Source organism: Stenotrophomonas sp. CS3K5 (genome assembly GCF_059515225.1).
On the sequence record NZ_JCAKRX010000002.1, the window covers coordinates 439,174 to 458,815 of the forward strand.

The 19,642-nt window shown below is 64.4% G+C and carries 13 protein-coding genes; 3 read left to right on the forward strand and 10 right to left on the reverse strand.

The window, feature by feature from the left end:
* Nucleotides 1-51: 51 nt before the first annotated feature.
* Nucleotides 52-6,771: an IPT/TIG domain-containing protein gene (locus tag AC5YGJ_RS04605; protein WP_496185892.1), complete on the reverse strand. Its 6,720-nt coding sequence runs from the start codon at nt 6,769-6,771 to the stop codon at nt 52-54.
* Nucleotides 6,772-7,118: 347 nt separating this feature from the next.
* Between AC5YGJ_RS04605 and AC5YGJ_RS04610 the strand changes: the two genes are divergently transcribed.
* Nucleotides 7,119-8,018: a cytochrome-c peroxidase gene (locus AC5YGJ_RS04610; RefSeq protein ID WP_496185893.1), complete on the forward strand. Its 900-nt coding sequence runs from the start codon at nt 7,119-7,121 to the stop codon at nt 8,016-8,018.
* A gap of 15 nt (nt 8,019-8,033) precedes the next feature.
* Here AC5YGJ_RS04610 and AC5YGJ_RS04615 read toward each other — a convergent pair whose 3' ends face one another.
* On the reverse strand, nt 8,034-8,369 hold the full coding sequence (locus AC5YGJ_RS04615) for a hypothetical protein (protein WP_496185894.1): 336 nt from the start codon (nt 8,367-8,369) through the stop codon (nt 8,034-8,036).
* A 398-nt stretch (nt 8,370-8,767) separates the two neighbouring features.
* On the opposite strand from AC5YGJ_RS04615, the gene AC5YGJ_RS04620 reads away from it, so the two are divergent.
* Together AC5YGJ_RS04620 and AC5YGJ_RS04625 are read left to right on the forward strand one after the other, a co-directional pair.
* Complete coding sequence (locus AC5YGJ_RS04620) at nt 8,768-9,397, forward strand: response regulator (protein WP_496185948.1); 630 nt, start codon at nt 8,768-8,770, stop codon at nt 9,395-9,397.
* Nucleotides 9,394-11,730 (forward strand): ATP-binding protein, encoded by a 2,337-nt coding sequence (locus tag AC5YGJ_RS04625; RefSeq protein WP_496185895.1) that lies wholly within the window; start codon nt 9,394-9,396, stop codon nt 11,728-11,730. Before AC5YGJ_RS04620 ends, AC5YGJ_RS04625 begins: the two co-directional genes overlap by 4 nt.
* Here the strand turns inward: AC5YGJ_RS04625 and AC5YGJ_RS04630 are convergent, their stop codons facing one another.
* The 8 genes from AC5YGJ_RS04630 to AC5YGJ_RS04665 form a co-directional block, all read right to left on the reverse strand.
* Nucleotides 11,731-12,486 carry a SapC family protein gene (locus AC5YGJ_RS04630; RefSeq protein WP_107230511.1) on the reverse strand — a complete coding sequence of 252 codons (756 nt, stop codon included), beginning with the start codon at nt 12,484-12,486 and terminating at the stop codon, nt 11,731-11,733.
* A 110-nt stretch (nt 12,487-12,596) separates the two neighbouring features.
* Nucleotides 12,597-12,869 (reverse strand): hypothetical protein, encoded by a 273-nt coding sequence (locus tag AC5YGJ_RS04635; protein ID WP_005409616.1) that lies wholly within the window; start codon nt 12,867-12,869, stop codon nt 12,597-12,599.
* 55 nt (nt 12,870-12,924) lie between these two features.
* On the reverse strand, nt 12,925-13,077 hold the full coding sequence (locus tag AC5YGJ_RS04640; RefSeq protein WP_496185896.1) for a hypothetical protein: 153 nt from the start codon (nt 13,075-13,077) through the stop codon (nt 12,925-12,927).
* Complete coding sequence (fusA, locus tag AC5YGJ_RS04645; protein ID WP_496185897.1) at nt 13,074-15,110, reverse strand: elongation factor G; 2,037 nt, start codon at nt 15,108-15,110, stop codon at nt 13,074-13,076. The genes AC5YGJ_RS04640 and fusA overlap by 4 nt, the downstream gene beginning before the upstream one ends.
* A 435-nt stretch (nt 15,111-15,545) precedes the next feature.
* Nucleotides 15,546-16,295, reverse strand: coding sequence for a hypothetical protein (locus AC5YGJ_RS04650; RefSeq protein WP_496185949.1), 750 nt, complete (start codon nt 16,293-16,295; stop codon nt 15,546-15,548).
* A gap of 464 nt (nt 16,296-16,759) precedes the next feature.
* Nucleotides 16,760-17,521: a heme ABC transporter ATP-binding protein gene (locus tag AC5YGJ_RS04655; RefSeq protein WP_496185898.1), complete on the reverse strand. Its 762-nt coding sequence runs from the start codon at nt 17,519-17,521 to the stop codon at nt 16,760-16,762.
* Nucleotides 17,518-18,561 carry a FecCD family ABC transporter permease gene (locus AC5YGJ_RS04660; RefSeq protein ID WP_496185899.1) on the reverse strand — a complete coding sequence of 348 codons (1,044 nt, stop codon included), beginning with the start codon at nt 18,559-18,561 and terminating at the stop codon, nt 17,518-17,520. Before AC5YGJ_RS04660 ends, AC5YGJ_RS04655 begins: the two co-directional genes overlap by 4 nt.
* Nucleotides 18,558-19,604 carry a heme/hemin ABC transporter substrate-binding protein gene (locus tag AC5YGJ_RS04665; RefSeq protein ID WP_496185900.1) on the reverse strand — a complete coding sequence of 349 codons (1,047 nt, stop codon included), beginning with the start codon at nt 19,602-19,604 and terminating at the stop codon, nt 18,558-18,560. The genes AC5YGJ_RS04660 and AC5YGJ_RS04665 overlap by 4 nt, the downstream gene beginning before the upstream one ends.
* Nucleotides 19,605-19,642 lie beyond the last annotated feature (38 nt).

The window sequence follows — 19,642 nt, forward strand, 5'->3', positions numbered from 1 at the left end:
TTTGCTCCAATCCATTGTGCAGGCGGCCTGCTGCGGGCAGGCCGATTGTCCCTACTTCAACTCGATACTCATTGACAGAGGTCTTCCGTAGTCCGGACTGACCATCATCCGGTAGGTTCCGCTGCTGGGCAGTGCCGGCAGTTGCAGCACCTGGTTCGTAGTGACGTTCGCGCCGGTGAGTACACTGCCGTCTGGCTTGTAGACCACACAGTAGACGTTGCCGCCTGACGGCTGGGTCACCGGGTCGGTGAAGTGCAGGGCAAGCTTTTCACCACCTGTACCATCGAACGATAGCCAACCGTTCTGCCCCACGCGCGGCAGCGAGAGCAACAGCGGTGCACCTTTCCTCAGCACACCAGTCACGTCCGTAGATGCCGCGGCCGTGAAGCCGATCTTCTGATTGCCGGAAACTGGCCGGGCGTACAGCCGGTAGGTTCCATCAACGTTGGCTGTCAGCTTCATCTGACAGCCTCCATTCTGCGGGTAACAGTTTGCACTTGAGGTCACGCCGTCCGGCCCATGGAGGGAGGCGGCGAAGTAGGTCCCGCTTGAGACGTGGAGATTCGAAAGGCCCACCGTGACGCGCTGCAGGGCTTTTGCCCCGAACGTCAGAAATACCTCCTGGCCGCCCAGGTCGGTGACGATGCTGGCGTCGCTGCCGTCAAGACGTAGCCCGCTGGCACCGGAGGCGAGTGTCAGCCTCGCCTGCAGGGATTCGCCATGCATTGAGTCGACCAAGACCGAGTACTGCCCCGTTGCCGGCAAGACCGGAAGACGCAAGGCCTCAAAGGATGAGGTATAGGTACTCGTCCACTGGGTCCCGTCTGGCCGGTATACGCGGTAGTAGATGGTGCGCTCCGTGGGCAGCGTCACCTGCCCTGCGATCTGCAACGACAGCCACTGCCCGGCCTGGCCGTCAAAAGTGAATCGAGCATTCTGCCCTCGCCGGCCGATCGAAAGATCATGCGGCCGATCCAGTTGCAGGACACCTTCAATATCCTGCGAGAGTGTGAGCTTGTAGGCGAAGGTCTGACTACTGGATTGTGGAGTGACCGCAATACTGTAGGTTCCGGATACCGTTGGCGCCAGGCTGAGCTTGCAGCCTTGATTGGATGCCGAGCAGGTCGTGCTGGTAAACGCGGCACCATCGGGGCGATAGACCGCGACGCTCACATAGCTGCCGGAGGATACGGTGAGGTCATGGATGCCGATGCTCAGCCGCTGGCCTGCATCTGCCTGGAACCTGGCATGTGTTGATTGCCCACCATGCTGGGTCTGAACAGCTGCAGGCTCGCCACCGATCAGCTGGACTGCGCCCGAAGCAAGGGTGACCCGGCTGCTCACAGTCTGCCCATAGGTACTGTCAACGAACACCTGGTAGATCCCTGCAACAGGCAGCCGCAACTCCTGCGAGCCATGCCCGGTTGCCCCCATCGTCACCAGCGTGCCGCCATCGGGCTTGACCACGCGATAGTAGATCGTTCCATCCACCGGGAATGTCGTCTGCGCGGCAACCTGCAAAGCGACCGCCCCCCCCGCCGCACCAGTGAAGCTGAGCCGCGCGTTCTGGCCGCGACGCGGAAGCACAAGATTCAGGGGTTCGTTCGGCTGCAGCGCGCCAATCTGATCCAGCGAGACCAGCCATGTGTATGCGAATGTCTGGCTGGCAGATTGAGGGGTGATTACGACACTGTGCCGGCCGGTGCTGTTGACGGATACGTTGAGTTTGCAGCCCTTGTTGGAAATGTAACAGGTGGCGCTGGTCAACTGGCTGCCATCGGGCCGGTAGATGGTTGCGTAGACGTAGCTGCCGGACGACACGCTGAGGTCATAGATGCCGACTCCAAGCTGCTGCCCCGCTACCGCATCGAAAGTACCGCGCGTTGATTGGCCACCATGGGTCGTCTCCACTGCGGCGGGCTCACCACCAATCGACTGAGGGTCACCGGCATCAAGCGCCAATCGACTGGTCACAGTCTCCCCATATGCCGAGTCGACGAACAGCTGGTACTCGCCGGCGACAGGAAGACGCAGCTCCAACGCCCCAAAGTTCGTCGTACTGAAGGAACTCAGCGAAGTCCCATCGGGCTTGTAGACGCGATAGTAGACGGACCTATCTGCCGGAGTTGTCGATTGTCCTGATACCTGTACAGAGAAGGTGTCTCCGGCCGCACCACTGAAGCTCAGACGCGCGTTCTGTCCTCGACGGGGCAGTACCAGATCCAGCGGCTGATTGGCGGTCAAGGTACCCGTCCGGTCCTGCGTCACCATCCACTTGTAGGAAAGCGTCTGATTTGCCGAGGCGGGCACTACTGCCATGCTGTAGATGCCCGACTGGCTGGCCTGGACATTGAGCTTGCACCCCTTCTGACTGGAGTAGCAGCTCGTACTTGCGGCCAGGCCTCCGTCAGGACGATACGCAGCGACATTCACATATGAGCCGGATGACAGAGACAGGTCGTACACGCCGATCCCGAGCCTCTGGCCTGCCGTTGCCTGGAAGGTTGCACGGACAGACTGCCCGCCAAGAGAGGTCTCTACGGAGGTGGGATCTCCATCCACCGCCTGGGCGTTACCCACAGCCAACGTAACGCGGCTATTCAAGGTTTCACCATAGCGAGGCTCCACCAGAACCTGGTAAGCGCCCGATACCGGCAACCGCATTTCCAGGGAACCGTGCCCCGTTGTACTGAACGAGTCCAGCGAGTTCCCGTCAGGCTTGAGAACCCTGTAGTAGGCGGATCGACCTGCCGGGAACGTGCTCTGGCCCGCAACCTGCAATGAGAGGGTATCGCCCGCCTCGCCATTGAAGCCCAGTCGTGCCCGCTGGCCCCGGCGCGCGATCACAAGATCCAGCGGAACATCCCGCGTAACTGGAATGCGCAGATCACGCGACAAGGTGGCTTTGTACTGCACTGTCTGACTGGCACTCTGCGGCGTGGTCACCACACTGTAGGTTCCACTCTCTACAGCGTTGATTCCAAGCGCACACCCTTGATCCGACACGTAGCACGTAGCACTGGCAGCCGTGTTCCCGTTGGGGCGATAGACCGCCACACTGACGTAACTTCCGTTGGAGACAGCCAGGTCGCTGATGCCAAGGCCCAACTGCTCGCCTGCAGTTGCCTGGAAGGTCATGTAGATGGGCTGCCCTGGAACCGTGGTGGCAAACTCACCCTGACCGCCGTCGATCTCTGTTCCGCCCCCTGCCCCCGTTGTCAGGGTGACCTTCGACGTAACCGTCGATCCATAGTTGGGATCGACGAAAACCAGGTACTCACCACTGACAGGAAGAGAGGGAAGATTCAGCGTCTCAAAGCTCGACGTGCTTCGACTGATCAGGGACGTACCGTCAGGCTTGTAGACACCGTAGACGACCTGCCTGCCTGCTGGTTGCGTTGACTGCCCTGCAATCTGCAGGGCCAGCGTTTCTCCCGCCTGTGCATTGAACGTCATCCGGCCGTTCTGACCACGACGTGCAATATTCAACGTCTGCGTCGTCTCCCGCGGCAATACTTGGCGCAGGTCATTGCTGACCGTCAACGAGTAGCTCATCGTCTGGTTGGCTTCATGAGGCGTCATCACAATGCCGTAGACGCCGGCCTCCGGCGCACGCAGATTGAGATCACAGCCTTGTTGGGACTGATAGCACGTGACGCTGCCTGCTGACCCACCACTTGGCCTCGCGAGCGTGACCGTGACCGCCGAACTCCCATTGCTCAGCTGCAGATCGCTGATACCGATACCCAGACGCTGATCGACCTCATCGACCTTGAATGTGGAAAATGTTGCCTGCCCTCCGGCCGCGGTGGTGATCTGGCCCGGCTCGCCGTCGATGACCGGGCTACTTCCGTTGCCAGCCGTCAGCAGCACGCGTGATTGAACCGTGGCGCCATAGTTCGGATCCACGAAGACGAAGTATTCTCCGGCAGCCGGCAAGTTCATCATCTTCAGGCTTTCGAAAGCGCTGGTCCCTACGCTTGTGAGCGAGTTTCCATCAGGCTTGTAGATGGTGTAATAGACCGTTCGATTTGCCGTACTGGTTTGACCACTGATCTGGAGCGCCAGATTGTCACCAGCGTTCGCGCTGAACTTCAGGCGTGCATTCTGGCCCGGCCGGGAGATGTTCAGGCTGAGTGGTTGCTCACGGGAAAGATCGATGATCTGGTCATTGCTAAGGAATGCTGTGAAGCGCATCGCTTGCGATGCAAGCTGCGGCGCGACAACCACCATGTGAGTACCCACTTTGGGCGCACGGATGTTGAGGTCGCATCCACCATCGCTGAGTTGGCACGCACGACTTACGAGCAGATCTCCGCTTGGCCCATACACGCTCACATTAGCGTACGAGCCAGTGCTCAGCTCCAGATCTCGAATCCCAAGCCCAAGCCGTTGGTCTGCGATCGTAGTGGTGAAGGTGATGAGCGCTGGTTGCCCCGCGACGGGGGCGACAAATCCACCCGCTGCGCCGTCTATCTCAAGACCACTCTGCCGCCCCGAGGTAAGGGTAATTCTGCTCTGCAGCGTGGCGCCATGGGCCGGATCCACAAAGAGCATGTACCGTCCCGAGGCAGAGAGCGTCGGGAGGCGAAGCGTATCGGAGCCTGCGGAGTTGACACTGGTCAACAGCGCGCCATCGGGACCGTAGACCTGATACGAAACGTACTTCGCCGAGGGCTCGGTTGATTGGCCGGCGATCTGAATGCCAAGAGTCTCCCCTGCCTCCGCGTTGAAGTAGAGCCTCGCATTCATGCCACGACGGCTCGTCGAGAGCTGATAGGGCGACTCGCGGGCGATATCCGCATGCAGATCCGTTGTCACCCAGGCCCGCAACCGCATGGTCTGTGTCGCGTTGAGCGGCTCAACCCTGACGCTGTAGCGACCGACCTTGGTTGCGCGAACATTGATGCCGCACCCGCCGTCGGACTGATAACACGTGGTTGTACCCAGGGAGGTGCCGTCAGGCTGGAAAACGTAGACCCAGACATAGTTTCCATTACTCAGGGTCAGGTCGCTGATCCCTATGCCAAGACGCTGATCCACCTCGGTAGCGGTGAAATTGAAGTAGACAGACTGCCCACCGGACTCCGTCTGGAAGGCACCCACTTCGCCATCCACTTCCCCACCACCTCCTCGGCCCTCGCTAAGAATCACGCGAGCGGTAGAGGTAGCCCCAAAGTCTGCATCGACAAATACGAAGTACTGACCCGTCTGCGGCAGGCTTGGAAGATTGAAGAACTGGTGGGTGGTGACATTCGCGCTGGAGAACAGGGTCCCATCAGGCTTGTAAACCGCGTAGTTGACGTATCGACCGGCAGGTAGCGTCGCCTGACCCATGACCTGGAAGGACAGAGACTCCCCGGCCTGTGCGTTGAACAGCAGCCTTGCGTTCTGCCCCCGTCGCGGCACAACCAACTGCAGGGGCGTTTCGCGCTGAAGATCCAAGCGGAGATCGTTGGTAAGCGTCACTTTCCCCTGGAAGGTCTGCGCCGTTGAACCCGGAGCAAAGACCACACTGTAGATCGCTGTCTGCGGTGCGCGAATATTGAGCTGACATCCGTCGTAGCTGAGAGGGCAGGACGCGCTGACCACCGTATTGCTTCGATTCATGACGGTGGCGTACATCGAGGTTCCGGAGGAGACAGTGAGCCCCTCCAGCCCGAGTCCCAGCCGCTGGTCCACACTTCCACTGAAGATGAATCGCTTCTTCTGACCGGCAATCGTCGTTGCAAGCGGCAGCGTTTCCCCGTCGGCCATGATCATGCGGCTACGCTCGATGGCCAGCTTCCAGCTGGCGGGGCCCTGCGAGGGCTTGATCAGCAGCAGGTACGTTCCCGCTTTCGCCGCAGGCGGCAGTAGCACGGTGGGGTCTGAGGTCGTTGCAGTACCGTCAACCACCTTGCGATTTGAGGGATCGTAGAGCGTGTAAGCCAGATTGCCGGCCGTGATTGCCGACATCTGGACGTCGAGATGCTCACCCAGCTCAGCATCGAACAGGAGGGCCACCTGCTGGCCGGCGTTCTGGGTGGACAGAGGGATCTCCACACCGTCTGCCTGAACGCGCCGTACGGCAGCGATCTCAGCCGCCGTGACACCAGAAGGCAACACCACCAGATCCCGATCACTGACGGCCAAACCATAGGGCGTGGACAGGCTGACCCTGGAACTGGCCCCTCCCAAGGGCACCGAGAACTCCACCTCATTGTTCGCAGCACGCGTGACCAGCGCCGAGCGGGTGCCGACGCGCACGGTGGTCTGATGTGGAAGCGGGTACAACGATTCACCCAGCAGGGTGACTTTCGCCCCAACGGAAACAATCTGGGGGGAGAAGCTATCAATTCTTGGTGTACGACTGGATTGATCAACGACAAAGTCCGTGCGGCTGGTGACCGACTGCGCTCCAACCGTTACAGAGATCGGGCCGGTAACCGCGCCTGGCGGCACCACCACCTGCAGTTCGCTACCACTGGCCCCGAGCACGTCCGCGCTGACACCCCCAAAACGCACTGCGTTGGCAGTCGGCTCAGCACTGAAACCCTGCCCCTGGATGCGCACAGGCGTACCGCTGACACCGCGGCCAGGGCTGAAACCGAACAGCACCAGCTCGCCGGCTGCAAAGCGCTCCACCTTCTGGATGTTGCCCATCACATCGTATACGTAACGCGCAGATTCCCCCGCGTCATTGGTTACGGCAGTCAAACGCCCATTGGCGTCATAGACATAGCTTGTTGCCCATGCCTGGGCGGCAAGCGCAGATACGATCAGGCTCATCAGCCAAACTGAGAGGTGATGTATGTGATATCGCCCTCCCCTGCCAAAGACGCCAGCCAGTCGGCCAGCACCCGCACTGCAACGCATGCGTCCTTCCATAAATGCTCACCCCTGAGCTAGCAGCATTCCCGCCGCTTCGTGGAATTGCAGGCGCCCTCGTGGCGCGTCCAGTGGGAAGGATATACAGTCACCAGCGAAGCTCTGTCAATGCGGACGGAGATGACCAAGTCAGGACTGAGATGGGGCGCACAAGGATCGGCGGGATACTCGCAATTGCGTCATTGCTGAGCGCCTGCTCTCCGCTGGGCGAAGCGATAGCGACCCAGCAACAGAACCAGCAAACCCGGATGGGGGAGTTGTTGTTCAACGACACGCGGCTCGGCGCGGATGGCACGACCAGCTGCAGCTCCTGCCATGCAGCCGAGCACGCCTTCACCGATGCGCGAGCCGTTTCCATTGGCGCCTTCGGCAAGGCGGGCACACGAAACGCGCCGAGCCTGATTGGACTAGGCGCAAAGGGACCCCAGTTCTGGGATGGGCGGGAGAGCAGCCTGGCCGTCGCGGTGCTTCAACCCTGGGCGAATCCTGTTGAGATGGGGCATGCAACGATGCACGAGGCAATGCAACACATCTCCAAGCATCCAGAGTATGCAGAATTCCTTGGGAGACCTGTAAGCGAGCAGGACATCGCAGAGGCCCTCTCCAGTTATCTGCTCAGCCTTCAACCCGCGCCAAGTCCGTACGATCGGGCTCGCCTGACGGGAGACTCCCAGCTCCTGGGCCCACGAGCGGAGCGCGGCATGGCACTTTTCAAAGGCAAGGCTCAGTGCGCCAGTTGTCATTCCCTGGATGGAACTCACGAGTTGAGCGACGGGAAGTTTCATCACGCGAGCGTGGGCTTCGAGCGCATTGCCGGCAATCTGCGAAATCTACAGATCCAGCTGGAGGATGCACGCGCAGGAGGCCAGCCGCTGGGAACCTTGATTCTCACGGACGCCGATATTGCAGAACTGGGTCGCTTTGCCGTGAGCGGCAATCCCAAGGACATGGGAGCATTCCGCACCCCAAGCCTTCGCAATGTTGCCCGCACTGCCCCCTATATGCACGACGGCAGCATCCAGACCCTGGATGCTGCCGTCGAACATGAACTCTACTATCGAGGACTGACCACCGGGCAACCGATCAGCCTGACCATTGAGGAAAGGCGTGATCTCATTGCATTCCTGCAAGCCTTGAGCAACCCGTGACAGGCCCTTCTGAAGTCACTGCGCGGGAGCGTCCGGTTCGGCCGGGAATATCTCAAGCTCCTGGCTTCCCGCCAACTTCCCGTTGAGGCTGACCTCAAACAGATACCGCCCGACCCGCCAGGGCTCGCCCGGCTCAAACACCAGTTTCGGCGCGGCAGCATTACCCGCATTCAGCCGCAGCTTCCGAACGCCCGCAGTGCTGCCGTCGGCCAGTGCAATCATCTTTACGGATAGATCCGCACCTCGCGTCGAACCCTGACTCTTGAGCGACAGCTCAATGGCATCGCCAGGATGCGCCGGCCGCATGGCGTTGCCTGGCGACTGGTCAACCGGGCGTGCGACAACCTCCACGAACGAAAACTCCTCAGCGGTTGCCGCGCTTGCTGCTGGTGGCACTGGGTCAGCGGGTGATCGACCGCACCCCACAAGCACTAAACCGAGACACAGCATGGCTGCCATCCGAACTTCCCTTGTCATCCCCATGACACGTCCTTTCTCTCTGTGATGGCTTCGCATAGTAACCGTAACCGGGCGGCATCTGACAGAAGCAGGCGTGCCAGATACCCCCCGGCCAATCGGAGGAGTTTGCACCACGCACCAATCCATCACGTCAATGATTCACAGGATATCGATGGATACAGCCCATCGATCTCTAGGAATAATCGCAAAAATCCAACGATTTCGATGTTCGACGCGACAGCGGCCCCAGAATGGTCACCACGCCTGCGGGCGCCGATCACCTCCTGCGCATGAATGGATTTCCTGCACCGCGCCCCCTGCAACTGGCGCTTCTGGATGACCACGAAATCGTCCGTCGCGGCACCGCCCTCCATCTTGCCGGCGACCGCCGCTTCACCATCGTCGCCAGCCATACCCACAGCGACGATCTCATCGGCAGCCTGCGGTACGCCCGGGTGGATGTGGCCATCATCGACCTGAGCCTGGCCCCGGGCGACCGCGACGGCGCCGAGCTGGTGGCGCTGCTTCGCGAGCAGTTCCCTCGCCTGCCGCTGCTGGCCTTCGCCACCCACCTGCCCACCACCAATCTCAATCACCTGATCGGCACCGGACTGAGTGGCTTTGTCAGCAAGGCCGAGCCACTCCACGCCCTCTCCGACGCGATCCTGCGTGTTGCACAAGGTTTGACCCGCGTGCCGCCGGATTTCACCCCGGCCATCGGACGTGACGAGCTCACCCGCAACGAGCGTGAGGTCCTGGATCTGCTGTTGGAGGGATTCACCCTGTCCGAGATCGCCCTGCGCCGCCATCGCAGCATCAAGACCGTCAGTACGCAGAAGATCGCCGCGTTGCGCAAGCTTGGGCTGCGCAGCGACATTGAAGTCTACGCCATGCGTGAACGAATGCTGGAGCTGCGGTGAGACGCGGCAGCGCACTCCGCCAGCCTGCGTTGATTGCACTGCTGCTGACGCTGCTTCTATTGCCCGGCGCGGCGGCCGAGGATGCCACGCTGCAACACTGGCCTCCGAACGGCCATGTCCGGGTGGCCATGCCGCCGTCCCTGCGTCCGATGCCGGCCGCACTGACTGACAACGCGTCTCCGGCAACCCTTGCCCATGGCTATGCGGAGATCGTGTCCCGGCATACCCGCCTGGTGTTTGAAGAGATCCCCTACCCCAGCATCGAGGCTTCAATCCACGCCGTCTGCCAGAATGAGGCTGAACTGGTGATGGTGTTCGACGGCGCCAGGCACCGTGCCCCCCCCTGCCCTGACCTGATCGCGTCCGGCGCATATCCCGGCGGGGCCACGCTGCTGGCCGCACGTTCGGGCACGCGGCTGCCACGCGACGTGCACGAACTGCACGGGTGGACGATCGCGGTGGTCCGGGGCGGGCCCTTTGCGGGCTGGCTGGCCGCACATCATCCGCAGATTCAGCTGCGGCATTTTCCGGATCGGCACGCCACGCTTGCCGCCGTTGCAGCGGGCCTCGCCGACGTAGCCATCGGCCTGGAAAGCACCCTGCGACCGATGGTCCGTCGCCACTTCAATGGCAGCCTGCAACTGCAACCACTTGAAAGTGACTTCTCCTCCGACCTGCATCTGCTGGTGCGTCGCCAGAACGAAGCCCTGCTGCGACGGATCGACAAGGCCGTGCGTGACATCACGCTGGACGAGCACGCCGGCCTGCTGCATCTATGGGCCGAGCAGGCGTTGCCAGCCTCCCTCGGCGAGGCGCTACGCTGGGCGCGGCAACCGCCTGCGCTTGCCTGGGTGGCGCTGATCCCCCTGCTGGCCGCCCTGCCCTTGTTGTGGCGCCTGCGCCATCGCCTGCGCTCAGGCGGCGATCGGCTGAGCGCACGCGCGGCGGGCATGATCAGCCACGAAATGCGCAACGCAGCCCAGGCCATGCTCGCCGCGATCGAACTGCTCGCACAGTCGCCGCTACGCCGCGGGCAAGGCGAGCTGGTTGGCGTTGCCAAGGCCGCCGGCCACTCGCTTCGCGCTTTGCTGAATCGGGCGCTGGACTTCTCGCGTCTGGCCGCCGGCACGTTCACCCCACAGCCCCGGCCCTGCGATGTGCTGGGCCTGTGCCAGCAGGTGCTGGATGCCATTGATCCTCAGGCTCGCCGCAAGGGGCTGCGGCTGCAGTTTGCGGCGCCTGCGGCGCCCTCGCCCAGCGTACTGGTCGACCCGGATGCCCTGCGCCAGATCGCCAGCAACCTGCTGATCAATGCCGTGAAGTTCAGTGACGCCGGCAGCATCGAGCTACGCCTGGATCTGGTACCGCCCGCGCGGCCGCGCGAACTGCTGCTGGAGGTCATCGACAGCGGGATCGGCATTGCGCCTGACACGTTGAAAACCCTGTTCCACCCCTTCCAGCAGGGTACCGGGGGCAAGCGTCGTGGCGGCAGCGGGCTGGGGCTGGCCATCTGCCGCGAGCTGGCCCGCGCGATGGGAGGCGAACTGACCGTGCACAGCGTGCTCGGCAAAGGCAGCCGATTCATCCTGCGCCTCCCGGTGCGCGCCATCAGGGCAATCACGGATCCGGCACCGGCTCGCGCTGCGACAGCTCCGCTGGCGGGGCTGGCGCTGTTGCTGGCCGAGGATCACCCACTGACCCGGCGCGTGGTTGCCGAACAGCTGCGACAGTTGGGCGCCGAGGTGTGCGCGGTGGCTGACGCCACCGAAGCGCTGGCCGAACAGGCGCGCCACCCTCGCAGCGTGATGCTGCTTGATATCGGGCTTAGCGGCATGGATGGCCATGCACTGGCAGGTGAGCTGCGTCGACAGTCGGACACGCCGCTGCGACTGATCGCCCTGTCCGCGCGCACCGGACGCAGGCATCTTGAACGCTGCAGGGCATCAGGTTTCGATGCCGTGCTGACCAAACCGCTGCGGCCGGCGCAGCTGCTGCAGGCGCTGGAACTGCACGCACCGCAGGGAGTCGCACCCGCCGAAGCAACCGCCGCAACCGACAGCCTGCTGGCTGCCTATCTGAGCGACATGGGCAACGAACTAGGGAGCATTGAAGGCTGCCTGCGCGATCACAACGCGCCCGCACTGCGCCACCATGCACATCGACTGCAGGGGACCTTGCAGATGCTCGGCGCCCACGAGCAGGCCGCACTGGCGGCCGCACTCTGGGATCTGGGGCAGCGCGCCACGCCGGACTGGAGCGCGGCGCGGCAGCTGCTTGAACGCCTGAGGGATTGGCACGGCGCCCGCACCGCGGACGCCCTGCCATCGCCCTGATCAGGCGGCCAGGCGCTCGACCTGGCGGCGGGTCAGGTCGTTGAAGCGACCCAGCGACATCAGGTGCTGGTGAATCAGCGCCATCCAGCCGCTGCGGTGCCACTCGACAACGGTCGCTTCTGGCAGCGCGACGAACTTCTCGACGTCCACCACCAGGAAGCCATTGAGGTTGAACTCACGGCCATCGGGGGTACGCACGGTGGCGTTGCGCTCGACCAGCAGGCCGTTGTCGACCAGGGCTTTGGAGAAGGCCAGGGTCTGCTCGTGTTCACGGGTGAACTGGCCGCAGAATTCCAGCGCCTGCTGCACCATTTCGGTGGCCTTGCCGTCGGCGAACAGCGGCTGCCCTTCCTCGCCGCCCTTGACAACGCGCGGGCTGTCTTCGTCGATGCCCAGCAGGAAGTCATTGTCCGCGCCGGTGTCGATGAAGATGAAGGGATGGCGGCGCAGGTAGGCCGGGATGTAGGTCTCGTCTTCCCACAGGCCGTCCTTGATGAACAGGTTCTGGTCGGACACGCCCACGGCGGCCATCGGCACCGCGCCCGGGCCGGCAAACAGGATCGGGAAGTGATGCAGGGCCAGCGCGAACTCGCCCAGCACCAGCGGAATGGCGTTGTTGCCGGCGGCGAACTCGAGGCGGCCCGGCAGGATGCGCAGGTCGGCGTGGAGATCGGCCTGCAGCGGCACCGGACGGGAATAGAACAGGGGTGCGCCGCTCGGCGCAGCTTCGGTGGTGGTGTCGCTGGTGGTGGTCATCTTGGGAACCGTTCGATCATGCGCGCCTGCCATCCCGGGCACGCCAGCGGGAACAACCTGAATCCCGCATTATCAACAAGCACGATGACAACAGCCACCCCATCGGCGCACTATTTCAGCTGCAGGGGATAGCGCTGCCACAGCACATGGACCAGGAAACCGGCCAGCTCGGTATCGCGGGCACTGACGGCGGCACGGATCTTGTCCAGCAGCACCATGTCGCTGCACGAGCGCACGTCGGCGTGATTGGCCTGCCCGGCCCTGCGCGCACGGTAGCGCGCGGCCCGCTGCGCGTCGCTCATCGCGTACCCGAACTTGGGCGGACGACCGCGCTTGCGCGGCAGGGTCAGCTCAAGGGTTCCGGGGTCTTTGTCATCACGCATGGGCGGGGTGCGGGCGGCGGCGAGCAACGGGGGGTGCGCAATTTATCGTGAGGCATCACTTTAATCCAGCTTTTTCTGCGGTTTTGTTGCGGTGCAGTGCAAAAATTTCGCGCGCCGCGTCGAATACACCCACGCCATGCGTGGATACCGAACCGATGCCAGCACAAAAAAAGGGAGCCCGCGAACGGGCTCCCCTCATCTTCTTCATGCGGCGCGCACCGGCTCGTACCCGTGCAGGTGTGCCTCGCTGCTGGCCCGGCCCTGACTGAGCGAGCGCAGCGATGTGGTGTAGCCCACCATCTGCGCCAGCGGTGCGAAACCACTGACTTCGGCGCGACCTTCCTGGTCATCGATGCGGGCAACGCGGCCGTGGCGGCGATTGAGGTCGCCCACCACATCCCCCACCGACGCCGACGGCGAATGCACCGTCACCGCCATCACCGGCTCCAGCAGCTGCGTGCCACCCTCGGCCAGCGCCGCCTTGATCGCCTCGGCACCGGCGCGATGGAACGCCATCTCCGAAGAGTCCTTGGCATGGGTCTGGCCATCGACAAGACTGACCTCGATACCGACCACCGGATGCCCTTGCGGGCCCTCGGACAGCGCAGCACGCACACCCTTCTCCACCGCAGCGATGAAGCCGCGCGGCACCACGCCACCGACGATGCGGTCGTTGAACACCACCTGGTCGTCCTCGCGCGGCGCCACATCCAGCACCACCTGCGCGAACTGGCCCTGGCCGCCGGTCTGCTTGACCAGCCGCCCGACGACACCGGTCATCGCGCGCAACGGCGTCTCCTGGTAGGCGACGCGCGGCGAACCCACGCCGACCTCGACCTTCCATTCGCTGCGCAGGCGCTCGACCATCACTTCCAGGTGCAGCTCACCCATGCCCCAGGCCAGGGTCTCACCCGTATCGCGATCGGTTTCGACGCGGAACGATGGGTCTTCCTGGGCCAGGCTGGCCAGCCCCTGCGCCATGCGGATCAGGTCGGCCGCACGCGCCGGCTCCAGCCGCCACGCCAGTACCGGCACCTGTGCCTGGATGTTCTCCAGGCGAAGCGGCTGGCTTCGGCTGCTCAGCGTCTCGCCACTGACCGCATCCTTCCAGCCCAGCACCGCGACGATGTCACCGGCCACGGCCTGCTCGATGTCGTGGGTCTGGTCGGCCTGCACCCGCACCAGGCGGCTGACACGCCGCCCTTGCGGATGCTGCGAACTGGCCAGCGCATCACCGGCCTTCAAGGTGCCCGAGTACAGCCGCACGAAGCTGAGGGCGCCGTGCTGCTGGTGGGTGATCTTGAACAGCAGGCCCGCCAACGGACCGTCCGGGTCCGGCGGCAGCGACACGTCACCGTGGTCTGATTCGGCGGTGACCGCAGGCCGATCCAGCGGCGACGGCAGGTAATCGACCACCGCGTCCAGCAGCGTTTCGATGCCCTTGTCCTTGAAGGCCGCCCCTGCCAGCACCGGCACACCGGCGCCGGCCAGGGTCGCCCGGCGGATCGCTGCGCGCAGTTGTTCGGCGTCGATCACGCGACCTTCCAGCCAGGCATCGGCCAGCACGTCATCGTGGTCGGCCACCGCCTCGACCAGCGCATCGCGGCGCGACTGCCACTGCGCACGCATCGCCTCGTCCCACGGGGTGACGGACGTCGCCGCGCCGTCCTGCCAGCGCAGCACGCGCTCATCGACCAGATCGACCCAGCCGTTGAAGCTGCTTTCGCTACCCAGCGGCACGCCCAGCGCCCACGGCCGCGCCTGCAGCTTGTCCTGCAGCTGCTCCAGCACGCGTTCGAAGGAGGCACCAACGCGGTCCATCTTGTTGACGAAGGCGATCAGCGGCACGCGATGGCGACGCGCCTGGCGCCACACCGTCTCGGACTGCGGCTGCACACCGTCCACTGCCGAGAACACGGCCACGGCACCATCGAGCACGCGCAGCGAACGCTCGACTTCAATGGCGAAGTCGATGTGGCCGGGGGTATCGATCAGGGTCAACCGATGCAGCGGCAGATCGCGCGGCGCCCACTGCGCCTGCACGGCAGCCGCGCCGATGGTGATGCCACGCTCGCGCTCGATCGCCGAGAAGTCGGTGGTCGCGTTGCCGTCGTGCACTTCGCCGACGCGATGGATTTCGCCGCTTTTCCACAGCAGGCGTTCGGTCAACGTGGTCTTGCCGGCGTCGATGTGGGCAATGATGCCGAGGTTGCGACGGCGGGAAAGGATCTGGGTGTTCATGGAGAGATTCCTGCAAAGCCAACTTCAGGGGCCGCGCACCCCGGTTGGCGACAGGGCGCGCGGCTAGCGTTCGGTCTCGGCGATCTGGTGCATGGCACGTTCTCCTTGGGTACTGGGTAGAGTCGACTGGGTAGAGTCGACTCACAAAAAAAGAAACAAAAACGAAAAGAGCGCCCCGGAGGGCGCTCTGTAGAAGGTCCAGCGATGGCCGTTTCAGCGGCCTCGCGGGGCTCCAGGCAGACACGCCCGTTCCGCGATTGCGCGGGTCAGGGTGAAAAACTTCAGGAGCGGCATCCGGTTCATGGGGCGCATTCTAGACCTGCCAATCTGGCGCGCAAGTGAATATTGCACACATAAATGGAACGATGCGGGTACGGATCAGGATCGGGGTCGGTTCCCTTTGCCAGAGCAAAGGGAACCGACCCCTGCCCTGCCTTACTTGCAGCGGTGCAGCTTGCGCGCCTCGGCTACCGTCGCCGCCTGATCGTCCGCCATCGGCAGCCAGCCCTTCAACGACATCGCCGGGTCCACCTGTGCCTGGCGTGGGCCACCCTGGATCAGTACTTCGGTCCAGCTGCCTACCGGCGCCAGTTCGGACAACCGCGCGGCCTGGTCGTCCTCGGTGCTGAACATGTCATCGGGGCTGGCAGGCGGCGTGGTGTTCACGGTTTCCGTCTTGCGCGCGCGCACCCGCAGCGTGCCATCCGGCAAGCGCTGAGTGGTCACTTCATGGCGCTCGACACCGTACGCCCAGCTGCTTTCGCCGACGCTGCGGGTCTCGCCGCCATCATCTGCCACGACCACCTCCTCGCCCGCCGGCCCGATCACGCCTGCCACAGCCCCCAGGCCCGACATCAGTGCCTGATAGACGATCATCTGCCGCTGTTCGGTGGTCAGCGCACCGCCCTCCAGTTTGGCAGCAGGAATCTTCAGGTACGCCGCCTCCTTGCACAGCACCAGCACCTGCTGGTCGTCCCAGCTCACCGACATTTCCTCGTTGGCGAAGTACTGCGTCCTGATCGAGGTGACGGCAGCGCCCTCGCCAGTGGCATGCCGGGTCTCGATCAGCGAGGCGTTCTCGGCCGCGTGGGTCAGCGAAACCGTAGAGGTGGAGGCCGCATGGGCGGCGGTCGTCGAGACGAGCATCGCAGCGAACAACACACTACGCGAAGCATTACGAATCACTGCATCAGTCCATTGAAAAGTTTGGATCGCAGCATGATAGCGCGACAGAGTGCGACGGCCGCCGCCTGCCGCCAGACGTCTTTCGTAATTCTTGTATTCCAATGGCGCCAGGAGGAAGCGAGCATGCGCCCCACCCGTAACTGTGGAGGCTTCCATGAACCCTCCGACGACACACGCCCCGAATGACCCCAAACGCCTCGCATGGGCGTCGCTTCTGCTGGGCAACTGGCTGCTGGGGATCGTTGCGATCGTGTACGCAAACAAGGCCGAAGTGCTCCACCTGCCTGGCCAGATTGATCTCAGCTTGGCCGCCGCGCGCAGATCCCGGGGCTGGGCATACGCCACGTTTGCTCCGCTGTGGATCCCGTTCGCCACCATCGTTGTTGCCGGCGTGTACCTGCACTACACGGGCGCGATGTGGATTCCCCGCTCGCGCCCTTCGTCGTTGCCCCGGCAGCTCCAGGCTAGGTCACCACCACCAGCGGCACGCCACGCCGCGGATGCTCCAGCACCACCACGTCCTGCTGGTAGACCCGCTGCAGGTTGTCTTCGGTCAGCACCTGCAATGGCGTGCCATCTGCGGCCACCCTGCCCTGCTCCAGCAGCACGATGCGGTCGGCATAACCGGCCGCCAGATTCAGATCGTGCAGCACCACGATAACGCACGCACCCGCCTCGGCACAGGCACGCACACTGCGCAGCGTGCGCTCCTGGTGGCGCAGGTCGAGCGCGGCGGTCGGCTCGTCCAGCAGCAACAGCGGCGTATCCTGCGCCAGCACACGGGCGAACGTGGTGCGAGCCGATTCGCCACCGGACAGCTGCTGCACTTCGCGCAGGCGCAATGCCTGCAGTTCAGCGGCATCGATCGCCGCCTCCACCTGGGCATCATCGGCCACTGGATCCGGTGGATGCGGCAACCGCCCCATCGCCACCACTTCTTCCACGCTGAAGGCAAAGCGCACGCCGTGCTCCTGCGGCATCACCGCGCGCTCCCGCGCCAGTGGCCCGGCCTTGTAACTGGCCAACGGCTTGCCCAGCAGGCTCACCTCGCCCACATCGGCGCGCAGGTCTCCGGCGGCCACCGCCAGCAGCGTGGACTTGCCTGCGCCATTCGGGCCGACCAGCGCGGTCACCGTGCCGGGCTCGAATGCCAGCGAGATGCCATGCAGGATCTCGCGCTGCTGGCGGCGCACCACCACCTCGTGCAGCTTCAACAGCACGCTCATGGTGTCGCCTTGCGGCGCTGCTGCAGCACCAGCCAGAGGAAGAACGGCGCTCCCAGCGCGGCGGAGAACAGGCCCAGCGGAATCTCTGCGGGCGGATCCAGCGTGCGCGCTGCGGTATCGGCCACCACGATCAGCAATGCCCCGAGCAGGCCGGACAGCGGCAGCAGCCAGCGATGGCCGGGGCCGACCAGCAGCCGCGCCACGTGTGGCACCACCAGGCCGACAAAGCTGATCGAACCGGCAAACGCCACTGCCGCACCGACCAGCAGCGCACTGAAGGCCACCAGGCGGCGTCGCGTACGGGTCACATCCAGGCCGAGGTGCTGCGCCTGGCGCTCACCCAGCGCCAGCATGTCCAGCGGCGTTGCCAACCGTTGCAGCGCCAGCACACCGATGGCAAACAGCGGCACCACGGCGGCCACGTCGGCCCAGTTGGCACGTGCCAGAGAGCCCATCTGCCAGAACACCAGCGACTGCAGCTCGCTTTCGCTGGCGATATAGGTGAGGAAACCAATCAGCGCCGAACAGAATGCCGCCATCGCGATGCCGACCAGCAGCAGCGTCGCATTGCCACTGCCCTTGCCCGGCCGCGCCAGCGCATAGGTCAGGCCAATGGCCAAGGCGCCACCGACGAAGGCGGCTACCGGCACCAGCCAACCGGCGGCACCGGCCGCGCCGAGCACGATGGCGGCCACCGCACCCAGTGCCGCACCCTGGCTGACACCAACGATGCCCGGATCAGCCAGTGGATTGCCGAACAGGCCCTGCAGACTGGCACCGGCCATGGCCAGCGCGGCACCAACCATCGCGCCCAGCAACGCGCGCGGAATGCGCAGCTGCCAGACCACGGCCAGATCGCGAGTGCTGACCGCCTGTGGATCGAACAGGCCCAGTTTCACCCCCAGCGCCTGCACCACCTCCAGCGGCGGCAGCCGCAGCGGACCCACGGCAAACGACGCCAGCACCGCCCCCAACAGTGCCAGCAGCGCCACCATCACCATCATCCGCCCGCGACGGCGGCGCCGATCCGCTGGACTCATGCCTTGGGCATCGCGGCGAACGCCTTGGCCAGCGCCAGCGCACCGGCACCGGAGCCGACGCTGGTGTACTTCAGCTGCACATCCGGCATCACCCAGACCCGGTTGGCCTGCCCGGCCGGGGTCTGCTTCAGCGTTGGGTACGACTTCCACAGGCCGTCGGCACCGCCGAACAGCTGCAGGTCATGCTCGGTCACCAGGATCACCTCCGGTGCTGCGGCGACCACGCCTTCATTGCTCAGCTGCGAGTAGTTCTTCACTCCCGCTTCGGTGCCGATGTTGACCCCGCCGGCCAGCGCGATCAGCTGCGCCGAGGCGCTGTCGGCACCGGCCACGGTCGGCGCGCCCCCGGCACCGGTGGCCGAGACATGGATCACGCGCGGCGCATGGCCCAGGCCTTTGCCCAGGGCTGCTGCCTCGTCCAGTTGGCGCTGCACCTGGGTGGCCAGCGCCTGCCCGGCCTCGGTCACCCCGAGCGCGGCGGCGACCTTGCGCACCTTGTCCGGCGCCGGCTGCAGATCGTCGATGACCACCGCCGGCTCGCCCACTTCGCGCAGCCTCTTGGCCAGTTCGGTATGCCGGCGCAGGCTGTTGCCCAGGAACAGCGAGCCCTTCAGGCTCAGCACGCCTTCCACGCCGGTGGTGCGGTTGAACAGGAACTGGTGCGGCGCGGCCAGGCCGGCCTGGGTGGTCGTGTTGGTCGGCGCGGCAAACACCTGCTTGCCCAGCCCCAGCGCCTCGATCACCGCGATGACATCGTCGCCACCGGCAATGATGCGGCTGGTATCGGTCACCTCGATGTCGGCGCCGTCGTCGGAGTGCACCTTGGCCGGCAGCACGGCCGTCTGGTCATGCACCGCCGGCATCCCGGCGCCGGCCACGCGCTGCCAGCCTTCCGGCAGCGCGGTTTCCGCAGTCGACGCTGCGGCCGAAGGTTCGGCGGACTTGGCGGCATCGGACGGCGCCGAAGTGCCACCACAGGCGCTCAGCGCCAGCGAAACAGCCAACGGAAGCGCGCACAGGCGCAGGCGGGACGCGATGTTCATGGGTCTTCTCCTTGCTGGCAGGGCGACGCCTACGCCGC

What these genes read in the sequence shown, in the direction of transcription:
- AC5YGJ_RS04660 (WP_496185899.1), bottom strand. Translation starts at nt 18,561, where the DNA reads ATGAGTCCAGCGGATCGGCGCCGCCGTCGCGGGCGGATGATGGTGATG.
- AC5YGJ_RS04605 (WP_496185892.1), bottom strand. Translation starts at nt 6,771, where the DNA reads ATGAGCCTGATCGTATCTGCGCTTGCCGCCCAGGCATGGGCAACAAGC.
- AC5YGJ_RS04610 (WP_496185893.1), top strand. Translation starts at nt 7,119, where the DNA reads ATGGGGGAGTTGTTGTTCAACGACACGCGGCTCGGCGCGGATGGCACG.
- AC5YGJ_RS04665 (WP_496185900.1), bottom strand. Translation starts at nt 19,604, where the DNA reads ATGAACATCGCGTCCCGCCTGCGCCTGTGCGCGCTTCCGTTGGCTGTT.
- AC5YGJ_RS04640 (WP_496185896.1), bottom strand. Translation starts at nt 13,077, where the DNA reads ATGAAGAAGATGAGGGGAGCCCGTTCGCGGGCTCCCTTTTTTTGTGCT.
- AC5YGJ_RS04620 (WP_496185948.1), top strand. Translation starts at nt 8,768, where the DNA reads ATGAATGGATTTCCTGCACCGCGCCCCCTGCAACTGGCGCTTCTGGAT.
- AC5YGJ_RS04630 (WP_107230511.1), bottom strand. Translation starts at nt 12,486, where the DNA reads ATGACCACCACCAGCGACACCACCACCGAAGCTGCGCCGAGCGGCGCA.
- AC5YGJ_RS04655 (WP_496185898.1), bottom strand. Translation starts at nt 17,521, where the DNA reads ATGAGCGTGCTGTTGAAGCTGCACGAGGTGGTGGTGCGCCGCCAGCAG.
- fusA (WP_496185897.1), bottom strand. Translation starts at nt 15,110, where the DNA reads ATGAACACCCAGATCCTTTCCCGCCGTCGCAACCTCGGCATCATTGCC.
- AC5YGJ_RS04635 (WP_005409616.1), bottom strand. Translation starts at nt 12,869, where the DNA reads ATGCGTGATGACAAAGACCCCGGAACCCTTGAGCTGACCCTGCCGCGC.